This is a genomic window from Waterburya agarophytonicola KI4, from assembly GCF_020640915.1.
GTDB lineage: Bacteria > Cyanobacteriota > Cyanobacteriia > Cyanobacteriales > Xenococcaceae > Waterburya > Waterburya agarophytonicola.
The window spans coordinates 108,013-129,661 of sequence record NZ_JADWDC010000001.1 but is presented as its reverse complement, the minus strand read 5'-3'; the positions used below and the strand labels follow the sequence as shown (position 1 = coordinate 129,661).

Sequence of the window (21,649 nt, the reverse complement as noted above, 5' to 3'; positions counted from 1 at the left end):
CTCAACGTTGCCATAAAATCATGAAAGCGTTTATGCCCAGAATAGAGATTATCCTCTCCCAAATACAGCATAATACCCGAATGTTATGCGAGCTTTACGGACAACAGGGTATTTCTCTCATGGGAGTCTCCAAAGCAGTTTTGGGAGAACCCTTAATTGCCTCCGCCATGATTCGAGGGGGTGTCAAGTTCATGGCTGATTCTCGTCTAGAAAATATTCAGAGAATGAAAAATGCCAAAATCGCAGCTCAATTTGTATTACTCCGCACTACCCCAAGTCAAGCAGAATCTACGGTTGAAGATGTAGATATTAGTCTCAATACAGAGATCGAAACCCTGGAAAAACTTAACTACTACGCATCCGTGCAAAATAAAATTCACCAAGTAATCTTAATGGTGGAAATGGGGGACTTACGAGAAGGAATACTCCCTGACGATCTTTTTCTGTTCGTTCAAAAAGTTCTATCCTTACCCCATCTCAAAATTATGGGACTCGGTTGTAATTTGGCTTGCTATGGAGGCATTAAACCCGATAATCAAAAAATGTGGCAATTGTCGGAATTATCTGAGGCTATAGAACAAAAATTTCAAATTGACTTGTCTATAATTTCTGGGGGAAATTCGGCTAATCACCAATGGTACAAATCGGCGAAAAATGTGGGACGGATCAATAATCTGCGGGTGGGAGAATCAATTCTTTTGGGATGCGAAACCCTTACTCGCCAAGCCATACCTCAATTACATACCAGTGCTTTCAAATTGATTGCCGAAGTTATTGAATCAAAAATAAAGCCTTCTCTTCCTTTTGGAGAAGTCTGTCAAGATGCTTTTGGTAATATGCCCGTATTTCGCGATCGCGGTATGCACCCCAGGGCAATTATTGCTTTAGGAAAACAGGATACTCTCATATCTGGTTTAAGTTTGGATCAAGATCTAGAAATATTAGGTTCTAGTAGCGATCATTTAGTTCTTGAATCTAAAAACCCCGATCTAAAAGTTGGAATGGGAGTAAATTTTAATCTCGATTATGGGAGTCTTTTGACTGCAATGACTTCGCCTTTTGTTCAGAAACAATTTATTCATTAAAACTTAAAACAGCAAAAATCATGGAGCGACAACGTAAGAATCCCGCACTTCAACAAGAACCCGTAGGAGAACCCGCATCAATTATTGCTCCCAGAGAAAACGAATCTCTATTTATGTGGATTAAGAGTACTGGTCGATTTATGCCCTATCAATCAGATCGATTTGTCGATGATAAAACCATAGACGAACTAGACGATATTTTAAATGACGACGAAGAAACCGAAACGGATACAGAAGAATAAATAATTTTTGTCTAGATCTTCGACCTTTAAACATAGGTCTCAACATAGGTCGCACTAATAATCCAACAATACTCTCACCCACTCAGGAGGACGGGAAATCGGATTATCAAGGCGATCGAGCAGCATCAACGCGGTTAAATGCACTGCAAATAGATAAACCAAATTATTAACCACAATCAAACCACAAGCCAAAGTTTGAATCAGCACAAAATTAGGCTGTGCCAAAATACCGAGCTGGAAAAAGAGCCAGTCTGCTAACTGCGTAATCTGATTAATTACATATACCCAAAGATTTTCTCCTACCAAAATAGAAGTCAACCAAAAACGAAAAAACATCCCTAACGAGCCAAGGATGGCACCAAAAACAATTGAGAATAGCCAACTGACTTTACGTCGCCAACAAGCTCCCAAAAGCACTCCCATCAAGCCGTAGGGCATCAAAAATATAATGCTGCGAGTAGGACCCATTAAAACTAAAAGTAATAATCCAGAGACAACTGCTGCCATCCAAGAAGCACGATTACCTCGTCGCAAATAAATGAGAGCAATCGGAATGGGAAAAAAAATCTTTAAAACAGGCCCGAGCGGAAAATAAAAATTGATTAACCAAACCAAACTAGCAGCACTAGCTAAAAATGCTGTTTCTACCATTACTACCGTATCGGTAGAGGCTTTGGTTTGTTTTTGGGGTTTTCGGGAAGAAGATAGCTCATTAAGTTTAATTTGGTCAAAATCTTCGCGATCTACCCAGTTAATCTCATCATCATTAACCTGTTTAGCAGGATCGGATGCAGAGGGTTGATGGTCTTCTCTAGACATAAAAGTTATTTAATTGGTCGCACCAATAAAAATATTTGGGACGCTTGATTTCATCAGCATATAGTATCTTCTAGGGCAGGTACATCAGGAATGTGCATGAAATCAGCATTTCTTTGGATCAAACCTTTTTTTTCTAGTTTGGTTAAGACTCTGGTGACAGTTTCTCTGGCTAATCCACTAAGACTACTAATCTCTCGGTGGGGTAAATTGGGAATTTCTGTACCTTGTTCTCCTTCCGTACCTTGTCCTTCTACCAAAAATAGTATGGCATCGGCAACCCTAGAGACACTACTGGCTTCTCTCAACTGCAACCTACGGTTTACTTGACGCAAACGTTTTGCCATGAGTTGAACCAAATGAACTCCCGCTGTAGGTTCGGTATTAATTAGGTTAACAAAATCCTCTGCTGGTATTCTACCAATTAAAGTTTTGGTTAGAGTGATAGCATCAGTAGAACGGGGTAGTTTGTCCATTGCTGCCATTTCACCAAAGATTTCTCCTCTACCTATAATGTTGAGGGTAACTTCTTTGCCATCTAGGTTGTAGGTACGAATTTTGACCCATCCTTCCAAAATAAAATAAACCGATCCGCCCCAATCGTTTTCAAGTAACAGTACTTGATTGGCAGGATGAGATATGGTCACAAAATGAGCTGCAATTTTGTGAATACTTTCTTCTGGTAGACCAGACATGAAGGGGACTAGTTTAATTAGTTCTTCGCGATCGATATTAGATTCTAGATAACGAGATTGATCTTCCATAGAGGATTTAATTTTAGTTTTAGTTCGCTATAAATATCTCCTTTGTATCATTTAAAAAAGCGAAATTAATGAATTTTAAGCAAGTTCAAAATAAATTCAGTTTAAAAAAGAATTTAATTAAGAATTTTTATGCCACTTTTGAAGATTAAGAAATAATATCTAATTATTACTTTTTGGCTGTATTTTAGCCAAAGTATGGTCTTAGTAGTTGCATATTGTCGAAAAATATATCTTAATACAATTTATATTTTATTTTTTTAAAATTATTTTTGTATTACAAAAAAAATGTATTTTTTAAAACACAATCGAAGATTTAAGCAATAAAAAGTATACAAAAGCTTTAAACTTGCTAATTATTGTTTAAAGATTTGGTAAAGAGCCTCCTAATTCATAGCATGAGAGACTATCGAGCCAATATGATTGCATAAAGAGAATAATAAAATTGTATTTAAACTTAATCGCATAGTCCAAATTTATAAACTTACTATAAACTTTTTTATGACTTCACAATTTAACCTTGGTCTAAGGGGTATGAAAGTTATACCATCATCCATTGAACATCCCGTTCATCCTTCAGTAACCAGTATAAAAAAAAGAATATTAGATATACTAGGCGCAATTATTGGTTTGGCTATTACGGGGATAGTAGCAATTCCGATCGCGATCGCTATGTGGTTAGACGATCGTGGTAACATTTTTTACAGTCAAACTCGTTGTGGTTTGGATGGCAAGCTGTTTAAAATGTGGAAGTTTCGCTCGATGATTGAAGATGCAGATCGACAGAAGCATTTAGTAGAAAATCAAGCTAAAGGATATATTTTTAAAAACGAAAACGACCCTCGGATTACTAAAGTAGGAGGTTTTCTCCGTCGCACTAGTTTAGACGAGTTTCCTCAATTTTGGAATGTCCTTAAAGGTGAAATGAGTTTGGTTGGGACTCGTCCTCCTACTACGGATGAGGTTTCAATGTACGACAAGCATCATTTTAAGCGTTTAAGAGTAAAACCAGGAATCACTGGAGAATGGCAAGTTAGAGGTAGATCTCAGGTTTTGGATTTTGAAGCTATCGTCAGAATGGATCTTGAATATCAAAAACGGTGGTCTGTCTTTTATGACATCAACTTAATTCTACAAACTGTGGCTGTTGTTTTAGCCCGCAAAGGAGCATGTTGACATAAAGAAGGAGGAACGAGGAAATTAAGGAGGTTTAATATAAGAGTTACTATATTGATTCTATATTCTATGAATATCCCAACTTGGATAACCCTGTCTCGTCTTTTAGGACTACCTTTTATTCTCTATTTATTAAATTACCCCACAACAGACAATCGTTGGCTCTGTGTGGGGATTTTTGTAGTTGCAGCAGGGACAGATTGGGTCGATGGTTATTTGGCTCGTAAGTTGGACATGGTAACGGAATTGGGAAAATTCCTCGATCCGTTGGTAGATAAATTATTAGTCCTAGGCTCAATGCTTGCTCTGATTGAATTACAGCTAGTCCCTGCTTGGGGCGTATTTTTAATTATGGCACGGGAAATAGCGATCGCAGGATGGCGAGTCAACCCCAAACTAACGGGCAATAGTAGTATTTTAGGGGCAAATATTTGGGGAAAACTAAAAACCGTCGTGCAAATTATTGCGATCGCCTTTTTGATTGCCCCTTTAGATTCTCAATGGGATAGTCCTACTATGGTTTTATTTTGGCTAGCAGTAGGATTGAGTTTAATCTCTGGGGGAATTTATATTTTGCCTAATATCTCTTCGTCTAAAGCAAAATCGATCTCAGACTGATTTCTCCCCGATGGGACATAATCCTTGGCAAACGAGTCTGTTAACCCCGACACGAGGTCGTATTGGGGTTGCCAATCAAGTTCGGTTTTGGCAAGATGAATATCGGTAAAAAAGTGCTGTTGACGGATGGGGAAAGCTTTGCGTTTGCCAAAGTCAAAATTAGCAGGGTCGTAATGTACCAGTTTAATTTGATCTGGAGACTTACCCGCTGCTTGGGCGCAAGCATAAGCCAAGCCGTCAAAAGTAACATAGCGATCGCCTGAGATATTATAGATCTTAGCAATAGCAGCCTCGTTATCCAAAACCTGAGCCATTGCTAAAGCCAAATCTCCAACGTGACCGAATTGGGTAATGAATCTACCCTTACCAGGAATAGGTAAAGGACGATCTCTGACAATGCGATCGAAAAACCAAGCTTCTAAATCATTGTAGTTTTGAGGGCCATAAATATATACTGGACGAATCGAAGTCCAAGGAATACCAGAATCTTGGAGATAGGCTTCGGTGTGATGTTTGCCTTTGTGACGGCTGTTAGGATCTACGGGATCTTCTTCCATATGAGGCATTTGAGTTGATTTTAGATATACTCCCGCCGAGCTTACATAGACAAAATGTTTAACTTTGCCATTAAACAATTCTACGAGGGGTTGAGTATCGCTGAGTTCGCGACCATTATTATCAAAAATCGCGTCAAAGCTTTCTCCTGAGAGCTTTGCTTTAAGCTGGGCTGCATCCTTGCGATCGCCTTGTATTTGAGTAACCCCCTCTACTGGTGCGGGATGATTACCCCGATTAAACAAAACAACTTCGTGTCCGCGGTCAACTAAAACTTTTGTTAGATAGACTCCAATAAAACGAGTCCCACCCATGATTAAAATTCGCATGATCTAACCTTTTATCTTTTTTTTTACCAATTCTCAACTTAGCAGTAATTAATGGACATTCAACAACGAACAACTATTTCCCTTGCTACTTGAGGAAAGTGAGATTAAAGTGTTGCTGTAATTATAAGAAAGAAAGCTGATGGTCCAGGTAAAGATATTCGGTCTAAAAGAAAACATCGAACCGAAGCGTTTTGCTTTGTCTTATGTAATTCAATCTACCCTGAAAGAAGCCATTGGTACTCCTGAAAAGAAAAGATTCCAACGATTTATTACTTTAGAGTCAGAAAACTTTATTTATCCGAGCGATCGCACTACAAACTACACGATTATTGAAATTATCATGTTTGAGGGACGTTCGACAGAAGTTAAAAAAAATCTGATTCGCCTTCTATTTCAAAAGATAGAAGAGACTGTTGATATTACACCTCAAGATCTAGAAATCGTCCTAGTGGAGACACCCAAATCCAATTGGGGAATTCGCGGTGTCCCTGGAGACGAACTAGACCTTGATTATAAAGTCGATATTTAAGTCGATCTTGTTATTTGATAGTGGGAAATAAAACTAGAGTTATCTAACTAGAGTTATCTCCAAATTGGCTTTAAACTTTCTCTTGAACTGGTTTGAATTTCTTACCCATATTCAATAAATTGCCGTCGAATAAAATTCTGTCCAAACGTTTGACTAAGCCTTTAATATCTTTTTCGCGATAGCGTCTGATAATCTGTTCGATACCTTCAACCAGATCGTGACGACCTAAATTAGATAGAGGCTCGATTAATTCTCGGTAACAATTCTCTTCATAAGAATCGCTTAGATAGCAAGTATTGACTAGCTTTTCTTTGGAGACATCTTTTTCCTTAAAGGTAGAAATCTGCTCTAGCAAACCCAAAGATAAAAATGCCGTCATTGTTCTGACACACTTTTCACATTTGCCACAATTATAGTTACCTTGGCTATAACTTTCCTTTTCATTGCATACTCGTAGGTGTTTGAGAGCAACATCCCACTCCCCTACTAGCTGGGTTTTTTCTAATCTAGATAGGGCTGCATTTTCATGGCGAATTGTTAAATTAGTTGTACTATATAGAGGATCTAAAAGTGGGTGGGAACCCCAAGGCTCTAAGTTAGCAAAGTCATAAGTAGAAGCAATAGAAGCATAGCTCAAGCGAGGAGCAAAGGCATGAGCGATCGCAGCCAGAAAAGAGCCATGATATTCAAATCGCCAAAAGCTAAAATCGGGGTCTAAATCGCGGAAGTGAGAGTAAGCATTAGTATGTACCTCGATTAATTTAATCCCTGCATCTTCTGCCATCGCCGTTACAGCATCAACCACATTTTGAAAACTAGGGTCGTATTCATTTTCCCCCTGCAATACGCCATAGACCAAAATGCCGTCTTGGATATGGCGGGGATGATCTTTCGCAAAATTGAGGTGATTGTCTCTGACCATTGCCAAAGCATCTATTCCCCCAGAGAACAATGCCCCTGCTCTTTTTGGCTTGTCGTAAAGTAGAACTTCTGTTTCCACAGGAGCTTCAATAGAAATCACTTTGCGATCGCCTCCATGCCAATCAATCAGACATCTCATGGAATTAATCAAACCATCTTTGATTTCAGGAGAAATAGGAGCATCGATCGCAATTCTTGATTCTCCATAGCGCATTGCTGGTAAAGCACAAGCGAGCAACCAGGCGTTAGGATTAATGGTCAAATCATCGCCGAATTCAGTACTGGTTTCAAAAAAAACTGATTCAGGTGCGCGAAGACGATTTTCCCAGATCAAGGTTGCGGAAACCCTAGTGTTTGTACCGTTTGTTTCTTTAACAAAGTTCTCTATTTTCATGATTTTACCTTTGAGATAGGGCAAATTTTCTGGTTATTTAACCAATACGAGGGAGTAGCTCAAATTATGCTGTTATGTAAAGTATCTAATATTCAGCGCAATCTTCTCATCAGTGAAACTACGGATTGAGTTTGGCGTAATATTGTTTATAGATTGTAGTCTGGTTCTGATTATAGAAATAAGTAAATGATATTTTACAAGGTATTGAATTTACTCTATACTTAGCTTTAACCTCAATACCTCGTTATTAGTTTGCACCTTATACTTCATATTCACTTACACATTATCTTTCAAGAACATAGTCAATTATTATGATTGGGATATTTAGCGACAGTATCTGGCTAGTTCCTTGTTACGCACTAGTCGGAGCGACATTAGCATTATTTTGGTCGCCAGGAATCATCAAAAAAACTGGTTCTAGACCAGCAGGATATATCAATTTAACTATTACCTGCGTGGCTTTTATTCACAGCATCTTTGCTTTACAAGAGGTATGGCAACAGCCAGTCCAGGAAATAAGATTTCCTTGGCTAACCGCAGCAGGTTTATACATTTCCTTCGATATTAAAATCTCTGCCATAACTGTCGGTGCATTAGCTTTGATCACGGGATTGAATATCCTGGCACAGTTTTATGCTTTTGGTTACATGGAAATGGACTGGGGTTGGGGGCGTTTTTACGCTTTGATGGGCTTTTTTGAAGCGGGTTTGTGCGGTTTGGCTTTATGTAATTCGTTATTCTTTAGCTATGTATTCCTAGAATTACTGACTCTGGCTACCTACTTAATTGTGGGCTTTTGGTTTGCCCAACCCTTAGTAGTCACGGGGGCGAGGGATGCTTTTTGGACAAAGCGAGTCGGGGATTTATTATTATTAATTGGCATCATTGCTCTGTGGTCTTTTACGGGGACATGGAATTATGACGACCTAGCAGAATGGGCACAAGTAGCTAATTTAAGCCCACTGTCTGCTAATTTACTTTGTTTGGCGTTAATTTCAGGTCCTTTAGCTAAATGCGCCCAATTTCCTTTGCAATTATGGCTAGATGAAGCAATGGAAGGCCCAATTCCCGCATCGATGTTGCGTAATTCGATTGTGGTAGCAACGGGAGCTTATGTTTTGATTCAACTCCAACCAGTGTTGGCACAGTCAGCTATTTCTAACTTAGTGATGATTGTAGTCGGCTCTTTTACAGCTATTAGCGCGTCTTTAATTGCGATCGCTCAAGTAGATATTAAACGAACTTTGTCCTATTCTGTCAGTGCCTATATGGGCTTTGTGTTTATTGCTGTAGCAGTGGGAGCAAACCATTCCGCGTTATTGTTGATTTTGACTCATGCTGTAGCCATGACCTTGCTCTATATGAGTGCGGGAACAGTTATTATTAGCAACATTAGCCAAGATATTACCCTGCTGGGAGGGATCTTTAGTCGTCGTCCCATTAGCGGTATAGCATTCTTGGTCGGTGCAGCCAGCTTGATTGCCGTTCCTCCTTTAGGCGGTTTTTGGGCTTTATTAGAATTAGGAAATTATCTACTAGCCGTGCAACCGATCTTACTAGGCGTATTGGTAATAGTAGATGGCTTGACAGCCTTTAGCTTGATGCGAGTATTTGGTTTGGTATTTGGTGGTAAAACCCAAACCATGACCAAACGCAGTCCCGAAGTTTTGTGGACGATGATTTTACCCATGACTATTTTGGTTGGGGTAACGCTGCACTTTCCCTTCATTTTGCAACAGTTCGACTTGTTGCCAACCTGGGCGAATTTAGATAAAACCGTAGCCTTGATGTTAATTGGTTCGAGTCTTACTGGTCTGAGTTTGGGAGGGGGGTTATATCTAAGAGAAAGAGAGAATAAACCCGTACAATTAGTACCATCGTCTCTGCAACAATTATTAGCTAACGATCTTTATATTCAGGATATCTATCGCCTAACCATTGTGAGTTTAATTGGCGTAACTTCGAGAGTTTTTTCTTGGTGCGATCGCTATATTGTTGATGGGGCGGTAAACCTAGTGGGAGTTGGTACTTTATTTAGCGGACAAGCATTAAGATACAGCAATTCTGGTCAGTCCCAATTCTATTTTCTCTCGATCGTTCTCGGTACGATACTTCTAGGCTTAGTACTGGCATTAACTTTTTAAAGACCTAATTTTAATAAACCATGTTAAGTATTCTCATTTGGCTGCCTTTAGTTGCAGCAATAATTCTCTTTTTAATACCAGCAAAAATTGATAACGCCAGAATTAGACTCGTGGCATTTGCTTTTAGTCTTGCCAGTCTTTTGGTTTCCCTCTTCGCAATTACCCGCTATGATTTGCAGTCTCAGGGTTTACAGTTAACCGAATTTTTTCCTTGGCTGGAGATTTTGGGCATAAATTACAATTTAGGTATTGATGGCTTATCTCTACCCCTAATAATCCTCAGCAACTTAATAATTTGCCTGGCTATCTATAGTGGCGACTTAGGTCAAAAAGATGAAAATACATTTTCTAGACCGAGATTATTTTACGGTTTAGTTTTAATCTTAGCAGGATGTATTAATGGAGCATTATTAGCGCAAAACCTACTTTTATTCTTTATTTTCTACGAAATAAAGCTGATTCCTACCTATCTCTTAATTAATATCTGGGGTGGAGAAAATCGCGGTTATGCAGGAACAAAATATCTGCTTTATACAGCCTTTTCCGGTATTTTCGTCCTCGCTGCCTTTTTAGGAATTGCTTTTCTCTCCAACAGTGGTTTTGATTACCAAGGAATTCAAACTCAAATATTGCCCTACAGCAAACAGTTAGTTCTGTTAATTACCATAATTATCGGTTTTGCGATCAAAACTCCCCTCGTCCCCTTACACACTTGGTTGCCCGATGCTTATACGGAATCATCTACTCCAATATCAATGATTTTAGGGGGAATACTCAGTAAGTTAGGTACTTATGGCTTAATTCGCTTTGGTTTGGGCCTATTTCCTCAACTATGGAATGATGTGGCATTTTGGTTAGCTGCGATCGCATCTATTAGTGCTTTATATGCTTCTTTTGTCGCTATTTCCCAAACTGATATCAAGAAAATGGTAGCCTATAGTTCCATCGCCCACATTGCCTTTGTCGTGTTAGCAACCGCAGCGGGTACTTCCATAGCAATATCTGGGGCAATTTGTCAAATGTTTGCTCACGGCTTAATTGTAGCCTTGTTATTTTATTTAGTCGGTATCGTAGAAACCAAAACTGGCAGCCGAGATCTTAATACTCTCAAGGGCTTAATGAATCCCCAACGGGGTTTACCCGTCATTGGCGGACAAATGATCTTAGCAGTTATGGCAAGTGCTGGTATACCTGGAATGGTCGGCTTTGTGGGAGAATATATTTCTTTTCAGGGAAGCTTTACCGTATTCCCAACTCTAACCATCTTGTGTTTAGTTGCTACTGGTTTGACTTCGGTATACTTTGTCATTCTGCTTAATAAAGTATTTTTTGGCAAAATTGATTGTCGCCAAACTTCCAACGTCTACCCGAAAGTCAGATTAGCCGAACGCATCCCCGCATTTGTTTTAACTGTAATTATAGTCATCCTGGGAATACAACCAGTCTGGCTAACTAATATTACTAACTACAGTATCATTGCTAGCCATCCCATGGATACAACGATTGTCGCAACAAGTAATAAGTAATAAGTAACAAGTAACAAGTAACAAGTAACAAGTAACAAGTTATGAATCAAACCAAAACCAAACTACCACCCATAAATCATCCCTTTGCTGATGTGATCCATCGTTTAGAGGCAGGGGGCTCGATGTTACCCGACACGCCCGAAAACCTGATGCAGATTATCGGGATTTATAAAGCCTACGCTATCCCCATGGACTTCTATTGGCGCGATCTGCTTTATATCGCGGAACGAGTTTTCTTAAATCCTCTACCGTTTTTCAAATATTTTTTACCTCAGTCATATCTAGATTTACCAAATAAATATGCAGGGAAGGATGCCGATCTTCAAGTCTGGCGGGGGGAAGCATCCGCACATCCAGAACTTTTAGAATTTATTGCTAAAGGCGAAACGGGTAAAATGCCGAAGCTAATCCATCACCTCAACCACGATCGCATTAACATGGAGTTTGCGGAAGCCTGTATGCGGGCGATGTTTTGGCATGAGAATATTAATCCTAAGTTTAATGCTTATTTGGATAGTGAAGAATATAAAGCTAATGCGGATCGGGCAATTAAAGCTTACTTTAAATCCAATCCTGTAATGTTGGGGATGTATAAACTATTTCCCGATATGTTCCTCGAACAGGTCAGGCAACTTTCTTACTATTCCAACTTGGGACTGTTTTGGGAAGTAATGTGTCCCGTATTTTTAGAAATGTCCGATCTCTACGACGAAGGAAAAATGACCACCGTTAAGGAGGCAATGGACTTTTTAGTTAACGGTATTTTTGCCGTAGCGGGCAGACCGATCTACCATCATCTATATATTGGGGATGAATGCTATGAAATCATTCCTAAATCCCAGGGTTTTACCTGGCTATACGAGGCTGCATTGCCCTATGTAGAAGCAGTTTTTTATCGTACTTCCCCTTTCCGCGGTACTAAATCCTATAACGCCCAAGCCAAACAAGTACCCGACGAACAACCAGACTTCCATTACGGCATTCTTTACGCGGATGTTTTACCTGTAGGTATGGCAGGTATTCCCCCTACCCTATTAATGGATGATATGTGGCATTTTCTTCCCGATTATTTAGTGGAATACTATCAAAAACACTGTCGCGGAGAAGACGATACTTTAGTTCAATTGGGAATTACTTTCCAGCGATCGATGTACAACGTTACCTCCGCAGTAATTCAAGCCCTGCGCCAGGCTTTGCTATATCCTATTGACGATAATAATCCTGAACACTTAGAGAAAAATCGCGCATTTTTCAAGACACAAATAGATCGTTTCTTGCGGACTGAAGCTCGTTTAGGAGATATTCAATCTTCTGAGTATCGTTAAACTAGTTATAGGGTTTTGGCTTAAAACCCTATTAAAACTAGCCCATTAAAATAACATTATCAATTACGTGAATAATGCCATTGTCCGCTTCAATATCGGCTGCGATCGCATTAGCATTTTTAACCTCAAAAGTGTCACCATGACAATTAATCGCAATGGGCGAACCTTCAACAGAATCAACGGAATCAACCTTGCTTAGATCGGCTTTAGTTAATTTACCTGCTACTACGTGATAAGTCAGTATCCTAGCTAACTGAGGGGGGTTGCCAACCAATGTTTGCACTGTACCTGGGGGAAGTTTGGCAAATGCAGCATCGTTGGGAGCGAAGACAGTAAAAGGACCAGGGGTTTTTAATGTTTCTACTAGATTAGCTGCTTTTACCGCAGCGACCAATGTACTAAAACCTTCTGTGTTAACTGCAATATCTACAATATCTGCCATACTATCTCCGATCTCATTAATCAAAAGTAAAACCAATTATAATATATTGACTATCCCTCGAATTGATTCATAAACTGGCGGTCTATATAATCTTTGACCCGCCATAAAAGAGCAGAATGCCAACCAAATTTACTCCAAGATGCGATCGCTTTGCCATCTCCCGTACCGATGAGGGCTAAATATTTATCTTGAGGAGTATAAACTTGTAGGGGTTGATTTTGCAATATTTGTTGCCAATTATGAAGTAAAGGTCTTCCCTGACGCACGGCAAAAACCCCCGCCTTGGGGCGTTGATAATTAGTCATGGTGGCAATATCTCCCGCAGCAAAAACCTCGGGATGGGATACGGACTGGAGGGTATCTCTAACCAAGATAAATCCTTGGCGATCGCAAGTTAGACTAGATTCCTCGATCCAAGGGGGTGCAACGGCTTGAGTTACCCAAAAAACCCTATTACAGGAAATATCTAAACCTGATTTACATCTAACTCGATCTGGAAATACTGCTGCTACTTCTTCTTGTAGATGCAATTTAATACCCTTGTTGAGGATAATTTTTTTGAGCTTATGACTCACCCAATCATTATGACCCGATAATAAGCGATCGCCACGATGAATGAGATGTATTTGCAATCTATCTTGGGGCTTATCGATAATTTCCGATAAACAGGCTTGCATATTTAAAGCCAATTCTACCCCTCCCGCGCCACCACCAACGATAACTATGGATAAAGCTTGTTTGGGACGATCTGCTGCGGTTTTTTGCAAACTGTACCAAGCATCGAGAAATTTGGGTACGGGTTTGGCAGCAATAGCGTATTGAGCTGCACCAGGGACGGTTATAGTTTGGGGAGTACTACCAATATCCAGAGAGAGATAATCAAATGTAATTTGTTTGCCAGACTCGCAGACAATTTGATGATTATCTAGATCTAAATTGATGGCGCGATCGATAATTAACTCAGCACCAGCAAATTGAGCCAGTTTGTTTAAGTCAATATGAGTTTCGGCGTAGCTATAAAAACCCGCTACATGACCTGGTAACATTCCAGAATAGGGAGTTTGCCCTACATCGCTAATCAGAATAAGATCTATGTCAGGCATTGGATCGAGTCCCCACAATCTTAATGCGATCGCGTGGGAATGTCCCCCACCTACCAGGACTAGTTTTTGTTTGAGGTTCTTACTCATTATTGTATAGGTCTAGTATCGCCTCTAACTGATTACTTCCCAAGGAGAATAACGTTGGGCATAATAATCTAAGATCTCTGTGACTCGTGCTTTCTCCTTATCCGTTATTGCTTCTCCATACTGTATTTGGAGTGCTGCAACTTGGCTTTGATAATAGTCAAATTTTGCTTGAGGATCGTGTTGGGTAGGGCGAACTATCAGACTGGCTTCAACCTCCGTAACCTGTCTGAGATGAGCGGATACTTCTCGATATACTGCAAGGGGTAATCGAGGACAACTAAGCTTTTGAGTTTGGTTTTGAATAGCGGGTAATCCCATAGATAAGTATTTAAAATTAACAATTGATTTATTTTCGCACAACCCATTTCAACAACTCATTAAAGAGGAAAATAGACCCCTGCAAGATGATCGCGATCGCCCAATTAAATAGGCATAGCATCAAGTCAAATAGTCAAACTGTGACAAAATCGTTGCATAATATAAAGATATGCTAAGAGTTTTATTTTAGTAAATCTCATAAATCTAAAGATAACTAAAATCTAAGACTCGTAGGATAAATAAATTGTTAGATAAAAAAATTAATACTTATTATGAAAACTGTTTCTGATAGTAAAAGAGCTTTTCATGCTGCTTATCCTCGTCCTATCAACTCTATTTATCGTCGGGTAATCGAAGAATTATTAGTAGAGATGCACTTACTATCAGTAAATGCAGACTTTAAGAGCGATCCTATTTATTATTTGGGAATTGTTACTTCTTTTGAGCGTTTGATGCAGGGCTACGAGCCAGAAGCTGACAAAGAGAAAATTTTCAACGCTTTGTGTACTTCTACCGATGCCGATCCTCAAATCTATAAAGCTCAAGCAGGAACATTGCTATCTTTAGCTAAAGACAAATCTACATCTGATTTAATCGCTTGGCTGAGCAATCCAGAAGCAGGAGAAGATACTGGTTATATTGTAGAACCAATTAAAGCGATCTCAGCTAACGATAATTTTAAATATAGTCGTCCTTTTGCTATTGGTATCTATACCCTCTTGGAAGAAAGCGATCGCGAATTAGTCCAAGATCGAGACAAGCGAGATGCAATTCTAGATACTATCATCGAGAATTTTGGTCTTTCTGGAGAAAAGATGAAAAAAGACCTAGAATTGTATCGCGGAAACCTAGAGAAAATGACTCAGTTACTCAAAGTAATTGAAGATGTTTTGGAAGCGAGTCGCAAACAAAGAGAAAAAAGAGAGCAAGAAAAGCAATCTGGCACAACTGAGACTAAAGAAACTGAAGAAGCAACGGCTGAATAGCTTCAGGACTTTTCTTAGTTATGCAATGGTGGAAATTGAGAGGGAGATTCGGGAAAGAAAATCTATTTTTCCCTGATTCCTTGTTTTTCTTGACTTGTTTTGGCGATCAGGCTTTCAATCTTCTCAATCATTTGGGTTGGAGTCATAGTTTTAAAAAGATATTGATCAACTTGATATTGAGAAAACCATCTCTCCTCATCTAAGTTATTTGAATTTGTAGGATAATGGCGATCGCAAAGCAGAACCAAGTCAGTACTGTCTTTGAGGGATTTCCTTTCGATCGCCCGCGCAATGTTATTGACTCCTACTGAATCAAAATCGCGATCGACAATGATCAATCTAGGTTTGACCAATTCAATTTGATTCATTGCCATCCCAGAGTCCATCAACCAGACGACTTGACAGTCAATAGTGTTTAGTAGTTGGCAAATAAAAGTAGCACTTTCTTCATCTTCCGTCACCAGCATAATTGTTGCAGAATTGGGTTGAAATTTACCTGAGATAGCTGGTTTTTGACTTAAATGAGGAGTAAATATCTTTTCTGGCAGATAGACTGTGAACTGAGAACCCTGACCTACAGAGGATTCTACTTCAATACTTCCACCGTGCAGTTCGATCAGTTTTTTAGTTAAAGCCAATCCCAATCCCGTACCACCATGAGTACGATGTTTAAAGTGTTCTATTTGTTTGAATTTTTCAAATAGTAAGGGAATTTCTTCTGGTGCGATGCCAATTCCCGTATCTTCAACCTGAAAAATTACCTGGCGTTTTTCCCTCCAAACTCGAAGTGTTACCTGTCCGTCTTCGGGAGTAAACTTAATCCCGTTGCTGAGGAGGTTAAATAAAATTTCTTTTAATCTAATTTCATCGGCAAAAAAATATTCTTGCTCTATTTTGAGCTTAATTTCTGAATTGAGAGTAATTTTTTTGGCTCTTGCAGTTTCATGAAGTATCTGCAAAGACTGTCTGGCTATATTTGCCAAGGATATTTGTTTGACATCTAATAAATGTTTTCCCGACTCAACATCAGAAAATTCTAAAATATTGTTAATCAACGCCAACAAATGCTTGCCACTTTGTTGAATTAGGTGCAAATATTGCTGTTGTTTCTCTGGAGATAGGGGTATGCTAGATTTGCTAGAAGACCATTGTAACAAAGTACTAGAGAGTCCAATGACACAAGTTAAAGGAGTACGCAATTCGTGGCTCATACTACCCAAAAATTCGTGTTTAGATTTGCTAGCAGCCTCGGCTGCAATCAAAGCATCTTTAATCTGTTGAGCTTGATTTTGAACTTGTTGTTCGAGAAGAGTTTTTTGTTGTTGCAATCGCTGATAAGAGCGATCGCGGTAAATAGCCACAGCCAAATAGTCTGCTATTTGAGACAAAAATTTGAGTTCGAGGTCGTGCCATTGTCTGGTTTCAAAGCACTGATGAGCAATAATCAATCCCCATAATTGCCTGCGGACAGTGATAGGGGTTACTGTTTTGGCTTTTACCTGAAATTTGTGCATCAAAGACTTAAGACAAGGATTCAAATTATGATTTTGGTCTATATCATTGATTACTAAACTAAATCCTTGATGATATTTGCGTTTGCATTGAGTAAATTTACCCCAACAAGCTTCTTGTTGAAAATATAAAGCAGAATCTACATTTTCTTGCTTTGCCTCATAAGTAATAGTGTCTATAGTATTCTCTGTTCCTGAAATATATTCGGACTTCAAAGGTACGTCTAATTGATAGATCAGCAGCCGATCCAAGCCCAGAAAATTACAGCTACGATTTAGTGCTGCTTGAATTATTTCAGATAAGCTTAAATCTCGATCTAACTGAACCTTAATTTGCTCAAAAATATGTTCTTGTTCTACTTGATAGTGTAGTAGTTTATCCATCGGTGGATCGGGGTTAGAAATGTTAATATATTTGCCTTTGTCTTCGTCATCAATCAGTAATTTCACTATTTTTAGGATAAATATAATATGGGAATTATCTTGATGGTCGCTTAATTGATTTATTAAATCTTTTTGTATATATTCAATTACATCATTTTTCCAAGGAGAACACTTTCCTATTTGAATTAGTTTTTGCGTTATTATTTCTCTATCGAAGGTTATGGTTATCCAATTTTGTTGAGATTTTTCTATTCGGTCTATGTGTAGAAAAGCATTGAAATCCAATGCAATTATCAAGAAAAAAGATTCTGTTTCTAATTGTTTATTTAGATAAACTTTATCGTCTTTTTTTGTTAACTTAAATAATGAATCCTGTGTGACTAGTCGATTTTGATTTTCCTGGGACATTGATAGCCAAAGTCGAACCAGTTTTAAAACAACTTGGCGATCGACAATTCTCTTTATAGTTAAAGAATAGGAGGACTCTGACACAATTTATATCCAGCAAAATAATATATTTTTTACTTCTTTTTACCTAGCTTGGCTCATTTTTTGACTCTTAATCTAAACCGTAACTATTTCTCAAGATTAGATACATAATAATTATGCATAAATTAGCTGCTCTCCCAGGAGGCTGGAATCCCAACACAGAGGGAGTAATTTTCGTTTCTCAATCTCCTGCACCTATTGTGTTCCTTACTTATGCAGATACTGACATTCAAACTATTGCTTCAGCCCGTTCTTTGTTAGAGGAAAGTTTTGCCGATATTCGAGTAGTTAATCTGTTAAATTTACAACAGCAATTAAGTATTGATGAATATGTAGAGACAGTATTATCAAAAGCACAAGTAATTGTCCTACGTTTGCTTGGTGGAAGCACTTATTGGAACTATGGATTAGAAAGAATCAAAGAAATTATCGAAATCAACAAGATAGATTTATTTGTATTACCAGGAGATCTTGCCCCCGATCTCGATCTAATTAGTCATTCTACAGTTTCATTGTCAGTAGTAAATCAATTATGGCGTTATTTAATTGAAGGGGGAAGAGAAAATTTTGCTAATGCTTTGCAGTTTATTAGTGATATTTGTTTGCACACAAACTACCAGCCACCAGCACCAAAATCTGTCCCAGAATTAGGGTTTTATCAATGGCAAAAGCAAACCCATGGGACTGCAAAAAATATCCAGAACGGCGATCGCCTTAGCTGTGGGATACTTTTTTACCGCTCTCATTACTTGGCGGGTAATACCCTACCAATTGATTGCTTATGTCAATCTATAGTAGCTAAAAATCTGACCCCAATTCCTATATTTGTCTCTTCGTTAAGAAATATAGAAATACAGCAACAATTATTAGTTTTACTACAAGAAAAACCGATTAAAGTACTATTCAATAGTACTAGTTTTTCTTTGGCTAAAATTAGCGAATCACCGAACCTAGAATTTTGGCAACGGTTAAATATTCCGATCTTGCAGGTAATTCTAAGTAGCAGTACTCTAGAACAATGGTCGTCTAGTTTACCAGGATTGATGCCCAGAGATGTAGCGATGAATGTGGCACTACCAGAAGTGGATGGTAGGATTATTACCCGCGCTATTTCTTTTAAATCGGTACAAACTTGGAACGAACAACTAGAAACCAATGTCGTTGTTTATCAACCCCAAAGCGATCGCATTAATTTTGTGGCAGAGGTGGCAAAAAATTGGGCAAACCTGGCGAATACTGCCAATCAAGATAAAAAAGTGGCGTTGATTTTGGCGAACTATCCCAATAAAGATGGGAGAATTGCTAACGGGGTGGGTTTGGATACTCCTGCAAGCTGTATTAAAATCCTCGAAGCTTTACAGCAAGGAGGCTATACCGTTACGGATCTGCCCGCAACAGGAGATGAATTGATTCGACGCTTGACTGGGGGTATTACCAACGATCCTGAAAGTTATATGAGTCGTCCCAGTTACCAGAGTTTATCCATTGAAGAATATCAGCAATATTGGCAGACATTACCGAATATTGTGCAGCAAGGTATTACGGAGAGATGGGGTGAGATTGGGTCGAAGGGTGATTCATCCTCCCATATTAAAATTCCTGGAATACAGTTGGGGAATGTGTTTGTAGGGATACAACCATCCCGAGGATACGATCGCGATCCGAGTTTAAATTATCACGCCCCCGATCTCGAACCTACCCACGAGTATTTAGCTTACTATCATTGGTTGCGGAATTGTTTTGGGGTACAGGCGATCGTTCATGTGGGCAAACACGGTAACTTAGAATGGCTACCAGGCAAGAGTTTGGCTTTATCTAATAGTTGCTATCCTGAAGTGGCATTGCAAGCTATTCCCAATATCTACCCTTTTATTGTTAACGATCCAGGGGAAGGATCTCAAGCAAAAAGGCGATCGCAAGCGATAATTATCGATCACCTGACTCCCCCTCTGACTCGTGCGGAATTGTATGATGGGTTGGAAAAATTAGAGGCATTAATCGATGAATATTACGAAGCCCAGAGTTTAGATCCGACAAGATTGGCTATTATCAGCGATCGCATTACCCAATTAGTCAAACAAGAAAATCTGGACGAAGATCTTGGCATACAACCCCATGATACTCTATCTTTAGCTCAATTTTTGTCAGTAGCTGATGGCTATCTCTGCGAACTAAAAGAAGCCCAGATAAGAGACGGCTTGCATATTTTTGGTCAATGTCCCCAAAAAGAACAATTACGAGATTTAATTATTGCGATCGCCCGTTCTCCTAGTTACGATCGCATTGGTATTACCCAAGCCATCGCCAAAGATTTTGGTTTAGATTTCGATCCTTTATTAGGTTTTGATGGAGAGATAGGGCGACTGGGGAACAAGACAACTGGGAGACAAGGAAATTGGGGAGATGGTTATAGACAGCAGTTGCAAAAAGCCCGAAATAAAGGAGATGCGATCGCAATATTAGAAGAAATTGCTATTGAATTAGTAGACAAAGTAATCAATAGCCCTTCCCCTTTTCCCTTTGCCCTTTCCCCTTTACTTAAAAATCAAATCCAATGGATACAAAACACTTTATTGCCCAATTTAATCAAAAGCGATCGCGAAATAATCAATTTAATTAAAGCCTTAAACGGTGAATATATACCCAGTGGGGGATCGGGCGCGCCTACTAGGGGTAGACCAGAAGTATTACCCACGGGACGTAATTTTTACTCGGTGGATATCCGAGGAATTCCGACAGAAACAGCTTGGGAAGTAGGCAGCAAGGCTGCACAAGCAGTAATCGAACGCTATACCCAAGAAAATGGTGAATACCCTCAATCTTTAGCTATTTCGATCTGGGGTACATCTACTATGCGTACGGGAGGAGATGATATTGCTCAAGTTATGGCACTGATGGGAGTTAGACCAGTTTGGGATGGTATTTCCCGTCGCGTGATTGATTTTGAAGTATTGCCCGCCTCCCTCTTAAATCGTCCCCGCGTTGATGTGACGGTAAGGATATCGGGGTTTTTTAGAGACTCTTTCCCCAACATAATTAACTTATTAAATAAAGTAACCCAAGCCGTGGCAAATTTACCAGAATCAGCGGAAGTAAATCCGTTATCTGCTGCGGTACGAATAGAACAGCAGCTACTAGAAGATCGGGGGATAGACCCCGAAACAGCCCAAAAGAAAGCCAGTTATCGTATATTTGGTTCCAAACCAGGGGCATACGGTGCGGGGATACAAGGGTTAATTGAAGCCCAAAATTGGCAGAGTGACGCAGATTTAGCGAGAGCTTATCTTAACTGGAGTTCCTATGCTTATGATAGTACTGGTCGAGGTTATGCCGTACCAGAATCTTTTCAACGTCGTTTAAAACAGCTACAGATAGTTTTGCACAATCAAGATAACCGCGAACACGATCTTCTAGATTCTGATGATTATTATCAATTTCAGGGAGGAATGACGGCTGCGGTGCGCAGTTTGACGGGGAAAAACCCCGAAGTATATTTTGGCGACAATTCCCAACCAGCTAACCCCAGAGTGCGGAAGTTAACCGAAGAAATAGCCAGGGTATATCGATCGCGAGTAGTCAATCCCAAATGGATTAAAGGGGTAATGCGTCACGGTTATAAAGGAGCGTTTGAAATGGCAGCAACGGTAGATTATTTGTTTGCTTACGATGCTACGGCTAATTGCGTGGCAGATTATATGTATCAAGGGGTAGCCCAGGCTTATATCTTTGACCCCGAGGTACAAGAATTTATTCAGCATAAAAACCCTTGGGCGTTGCGGGATATGTCCGAAAGACTCTTAGAAGCCCATCAAAGAGGATTATGGCAAAATGTCGATTCTCAGATAATAGATGACTTAAAAGCGATCGCCAACCAAGCAGAAGGAGAAATTGAGGAAATATGAAATCAA

Annotated in this window: 18 protein-coding genes; 10 read left to right on the top strand and 8 right to left on the bottom strand. The window is 39.3% G+C overall.

Annotated elements, in window-relative coordinates; all coding sequences use genetic code 11:
• The first annotated feature begins 20 nt into the window (after window positions 1–20).
• Window positions 21–1,085, top strand: coding sequence for an alanine/ornithine racemase family PLP-dependent enzyme (locus I4641_RS00490; RefSeq protein ID WP_229638456.1), 1,065 nt, complete (start codon window positions 21–23; stop codon window positions 1,083–1,085).
• 20 nt (window positions 1,086–1,105) lie between these two features.
• Complete coding sequence (locus I4641_RS00485) at window positions 1,106–1,327, top strand: DUF3134 family protein (protein WP_229638455.1); 222 nt, start codon at window positions 1,106–1,108, stop codon at window positions 1,325–1,327.
• Between the two features lie 54 nt (window positions 1,328–1,381).
• On the opposite strand, the gene I4641_RS00480 is transcribed toward I4641_RS00485, so the two are convergent.
• Both I4641_RS00480 and I4641_RS00475 read right to left on the bottom strand, forming a co-directional pair.
• A complete protein-coding gene (locus tag I4641_RS00480) occupies window positions 1,382–2,146 on the bottom strand; it encodes a DUF2232 domain-containing protein (RefSeq protein WP_229638454.1) in 765 nt (254 codons plus the stop codon).
• A 53-nt stretch (window positions 2,147–2,199) separates the two neighbouring features.
• Entirely contained in the window at window positions 2,200–2,907 is a 708-nt protein-coding gene (locus tag I4641_RS00475; RefSeq protein WP_229638453.1) for a Crp/Fnr family transcriptional regulator, read from the bottom strand.
• Between the two features lie 531 nt (window positions 2,908–3,438).
• Here I4641_RS00475 and I4641_RS00470 point away from each other — a divergent pair.
• Both I4641_RS00470 and pgsA read left to right on the top strand, forming a co-directional pair.
• Entirely contained in the window at window positions 3,439–4,080 is a 642-nt protein-coding gene (locus I4641_RS00470; RefSeq protein ID WP_369426697.1) for a sugar transferase, read from the top strand.
• Between the two features lie 69 nt (window positions 4,081–4,149).
• On the top strand, window positions 4,150–4,698 hold the full coding sequence (gene pgsA / locus I4641_RS00465) for a CDP-diacylglycerol--glycerol-3-phosphate 3-phosphatidyltransferase (protein WP_229638451.1): 549 nt from the start codon (window positions 4,150–4,152) through the stop codon (window positions 4,696–4,698).
• Here pgsA and I4641_RS00460 read toward each other — a convergent pair.
• Window positions 4,647–5,582, bottom strand: coding sequence for an NAD-dependent epimerase/dehydratase family protein (locus I4641_RS00460; protein WP_229638450.1), 936 nt, complete (start codon window positions 5,580–5,582; stop codon window positions 4,647–4,649). The genes pgsA and I4641_RS00460 overlap by 52 nt on opposite strands.
• 139 nt (window positions 5,583–5,721) lie before the next feature.
• Between I4641_RS00460 and I4641_RS00455 the strand changes: the two genes are divergently transcribed.
• A complete protein-coding gene (locus I4641_RS00455; RefSeq protein ID WP_229638449.1) occupies window positions 5,722–6,111 on the top strand; it encodes a tautomerase family protein in 390 nt (129 codons plus the stop codon).
• A gap of 70 nt (window positions 6,112–6,181) precedes the next feature.
• On the opposite strand, the gene I4641_RS00450 is transcribed toward I4641_RS00455, so the two are convergent.
• Window positions 6,182–7,426 carry a hypothetical protein gene (locus I4641_RS00450; RefSeq protein ID WP_229638448.1) on the bottom strand — a complete coding sequence of 415 codons (1,245 nt, stop codon included), beginning with the start codon at window positions 7,424–7,426 and terminating at the stop codon, window positions 6,182–6,184.
• Window positions 7,427–7,737: 311 nt separating this feature from the next.
• On the opposite strand from I4641_RS00450, the gene I4641_RS00445 reads away from it, so the two are divergent.
• The 3 genes from I4641_RS00445 to I4641_RS00435 are packed head-to-tail and all read left to right on the top strand — an operon-like array spanning window position 7,738 to window position 12,421.
• Window positions 7,738–9,570: an NAD(P)H-quinone oxidoreductase subunit F gene (locus I4641_RS00445; protein ID WP_229638447.1), complete on the top strand. Its 1,833-nt coding sequence runs from the start codon at window positions 7,738–7,740 to the stop codon at window positions 9,568–9,570.
• A 20-nt stretch (window positions 9,571–9,590) separates the two neighbouring features.
• Complete coding sequence (locus I4641_RS00440; protein WP_229638446.1) at window positions 9,591–11,096, top strand: NADH-quinone oxidoreductase subunit M; 1,506 nt, start codon at window positions 9,591–9,593, stop codon at window positions 11,094–11,096.
• A 41-nt stretch (window positions 11,097–11,137) separates the two neighbouring features.
• Entirely contained in the window at window positions 11,138–12,421 is a 1,284-nt protein-coding gene (locus I4641_RS00435) for a CO2 hydration protein (protein WP_229638445.1), read from the top strand.
• Window positions 12,422–12,458: 37 nt separating this feature from the next.
• On the opposite strand, the gene I4641_RS00430 is transcribed toward I4641_RS00435, so the two are convergent.
• The 3 genes from I4641_RS00430 to I4641_RS00420 are packed head-to-tail and all read right to left on the bottom strand — an operon-like array spanning window position 12,459 to window position 14,371.
• Window positions 12,459–12,863: a fasciclin domain-containing protein gene (locus I4641_RS00430; RefSeq protein WP_229638511.1), complete on the bottom strand. Its 405-nt coding sequence runs from the start codon at window positions 12,861–12,863 to the stop codon at window positions 12,459–12,461.
• Window positions 12,864–12,913: 50 nt separating this feature from the next.
• Complete coding sequence (locus I4641_RS00425) at window positions 12,914–14,053, bottom strand: FAD-dependent oxidoreductase (protein ID WP_229638444.1); 1,140 nt, start codon at window positions 14,051–14,053, stop codon at window positions 12,914–12,916.
• 24 nt (window positions 14,054–14,077) lie between these two features.
• Window positions 14,078–14,371: a hypothetical protein gene (locus I4641_RS00420; RefSeq protein WP_229638443.1), complete on the bottom strand. Its 294-nt coding sequence runs from the start codon at window positions 14,369–14,371 to the stop codon at window positions 14,078–14,080.
• 263 nt (window positions 14,372–14,634) lie between these two features.
• Here I4641_RS00420 and psb29 point away from each other — a divergent pair, with 263 nt between their 5' ends.
• Complete coding sequence (gene psb29 / locus I4641_RS00415) at window positions 14,635–15,357, top strand: photosystem II biogenesis protein Psp29 (protein ID WP_369426696.1); 723 nt, start codon at window positions 14,635–14,637, stop codon at window positions 15,355–15,357.
• 62 nt (window positions 15,358–15,419) lie between these two features.
• On the opposite strand, the gene I4641_RS00410 is transcribed toward psb29, so the two are convergent.
• Window positions 15,420–17,744, bottom strand: a complete 2,325-nt coding sequence (locus I4641_RS00410) for an ATP-binding protein (protein ID WP_229638441.1) — start codon at window positions 17,742–17,744, stop codon at window positions 15,420–15,422.
• A gap of 113 nt (window positions 17,745–17,857) precedes the next feature.
• Between I4641_RS00410 and cobN the strand changes: the two genes are divergently transcribed.
• Window positions 17,858–21,643, top strand: coding sequence for a cobaltochelatase subunit CobN (gene cobN / locus I4641_RS00405; RefSeq protein ID WP_229638440.1), 3,786 nt, complete (start codon window positions 17,858–17,860; stop codon window positions 21,641–21,643).
• Window positions 21,644–21,649 lie beyond the last annotated feature (6 nt).

Bases quoted from the DNA above. Each gene is read 5' to 3' on its own strand.
- I4641_RS00490 (WP_229638456.1), top strand. From the start codon at position 21: ATGAAAGCGTTTATGCCCAGAATAGAGATTATCCTCTCCCAAATACAG.
- I4641_RS00485 (WP_229638455.1), top strand. From the start codon at position 1,106: ATGGAGCGACAACGTAAGAATCCCGCACTTCAACAAGAACCCGTAGGA.
- I4641_RS00480 (WP_229638454.1), bottom strand. From the start codon at position 2,146: ATGTCTAGAGAAGACCATCAACCCTCTGCATCCGATCCTGCTAAACAG.
- I4641_RS00475 (WP_229638453.1), bottom strand. From the start codon at position 2,907: ATGGAAGATCAATCTCGTTATCTAGAATCTAATATCGATCGCGAAGAA.
- I4641_RS00470 (WP_369426697.1), top strand. From the start codon at position 3,439: ATGAAAGTTATACCATCATCCATTGAACATCCCGTTCATCCTTCAGTA.
- pgsA (WP_229638451.1), top strand. From the start codon at position 4,150: ATGAATATCCCAACTTGGATAACCCTGTCTCGTCTTTTAGGACTACCT.
- I4641_RS00460 (WP_229638450.1), bottom strand. From the start codon at position 5,582: ATGCGAATTTTAATCATGGGTGGGACTCGTTTTATTGGAGTCTATCTA.
- I4641_RS00455 (WP_229638449.1), top strand. From the start codon at position 5,722: ATGGTCCAGGTAAAGATATTCGGTCTAAAAGAAAACATCGAACCGAAG.
- I4641_RS00450 (WP_229638448.1), bottom strand. From the start codon at position 7,426: ATGAAAATAGAGAACTTTGTTAAAGAAACAAACGGTACAAACACTAGG.
- I4641_RS00445 (WP_229638447.1), top strand. From the start codon at position 7,738: ATGATTGGGATATTTAGCGACAGTATCTGGCTAGTTCCTTGTTACGCA.
- I4641_RS00440 (WP_229638446.1), top strand. From the start codon at position 9,591: ATGTTAAGTATTCTCATTTGGCTGCCTTTAGTTGCAGCAATAATTCTC.
- I4641_RS00435 (WP_229638445.1), top strand. From the start codon at position 11,138: ATGAATCAAACCAAAACCAAACTACCACCCATAAATCATCCCTTTGCT.
- I4641_RS00430 (WP_229638511.1), bottom strand. From the start codon at position 12,863: ATGGCAGATATTGTAGATATTGCAGTTAACACAGAAGGTTTTAGTACA.
- I4641_RS00425 (WP_229638444.1), bottom strand. From the start codon at position 14,053: ATGAGTAAGAACCTCAAACAAAAACTAGTCCTGGTAGGTGGGGGACAT.
- I4641_RS00420 (WP_229638443.1), bottom strand. From the start codon at position 14,371: ATGGGATTACCCGCTATTCAAAACCAAACTCAAAAGCTTAGTTGTCCT.
- cobN (WP_229638440.1), top strand. From the start codon at position 17,858: ATGCATAAATTAGCTGCTCTCCCAGGAGGCTGGAATCCCAACACAGAG.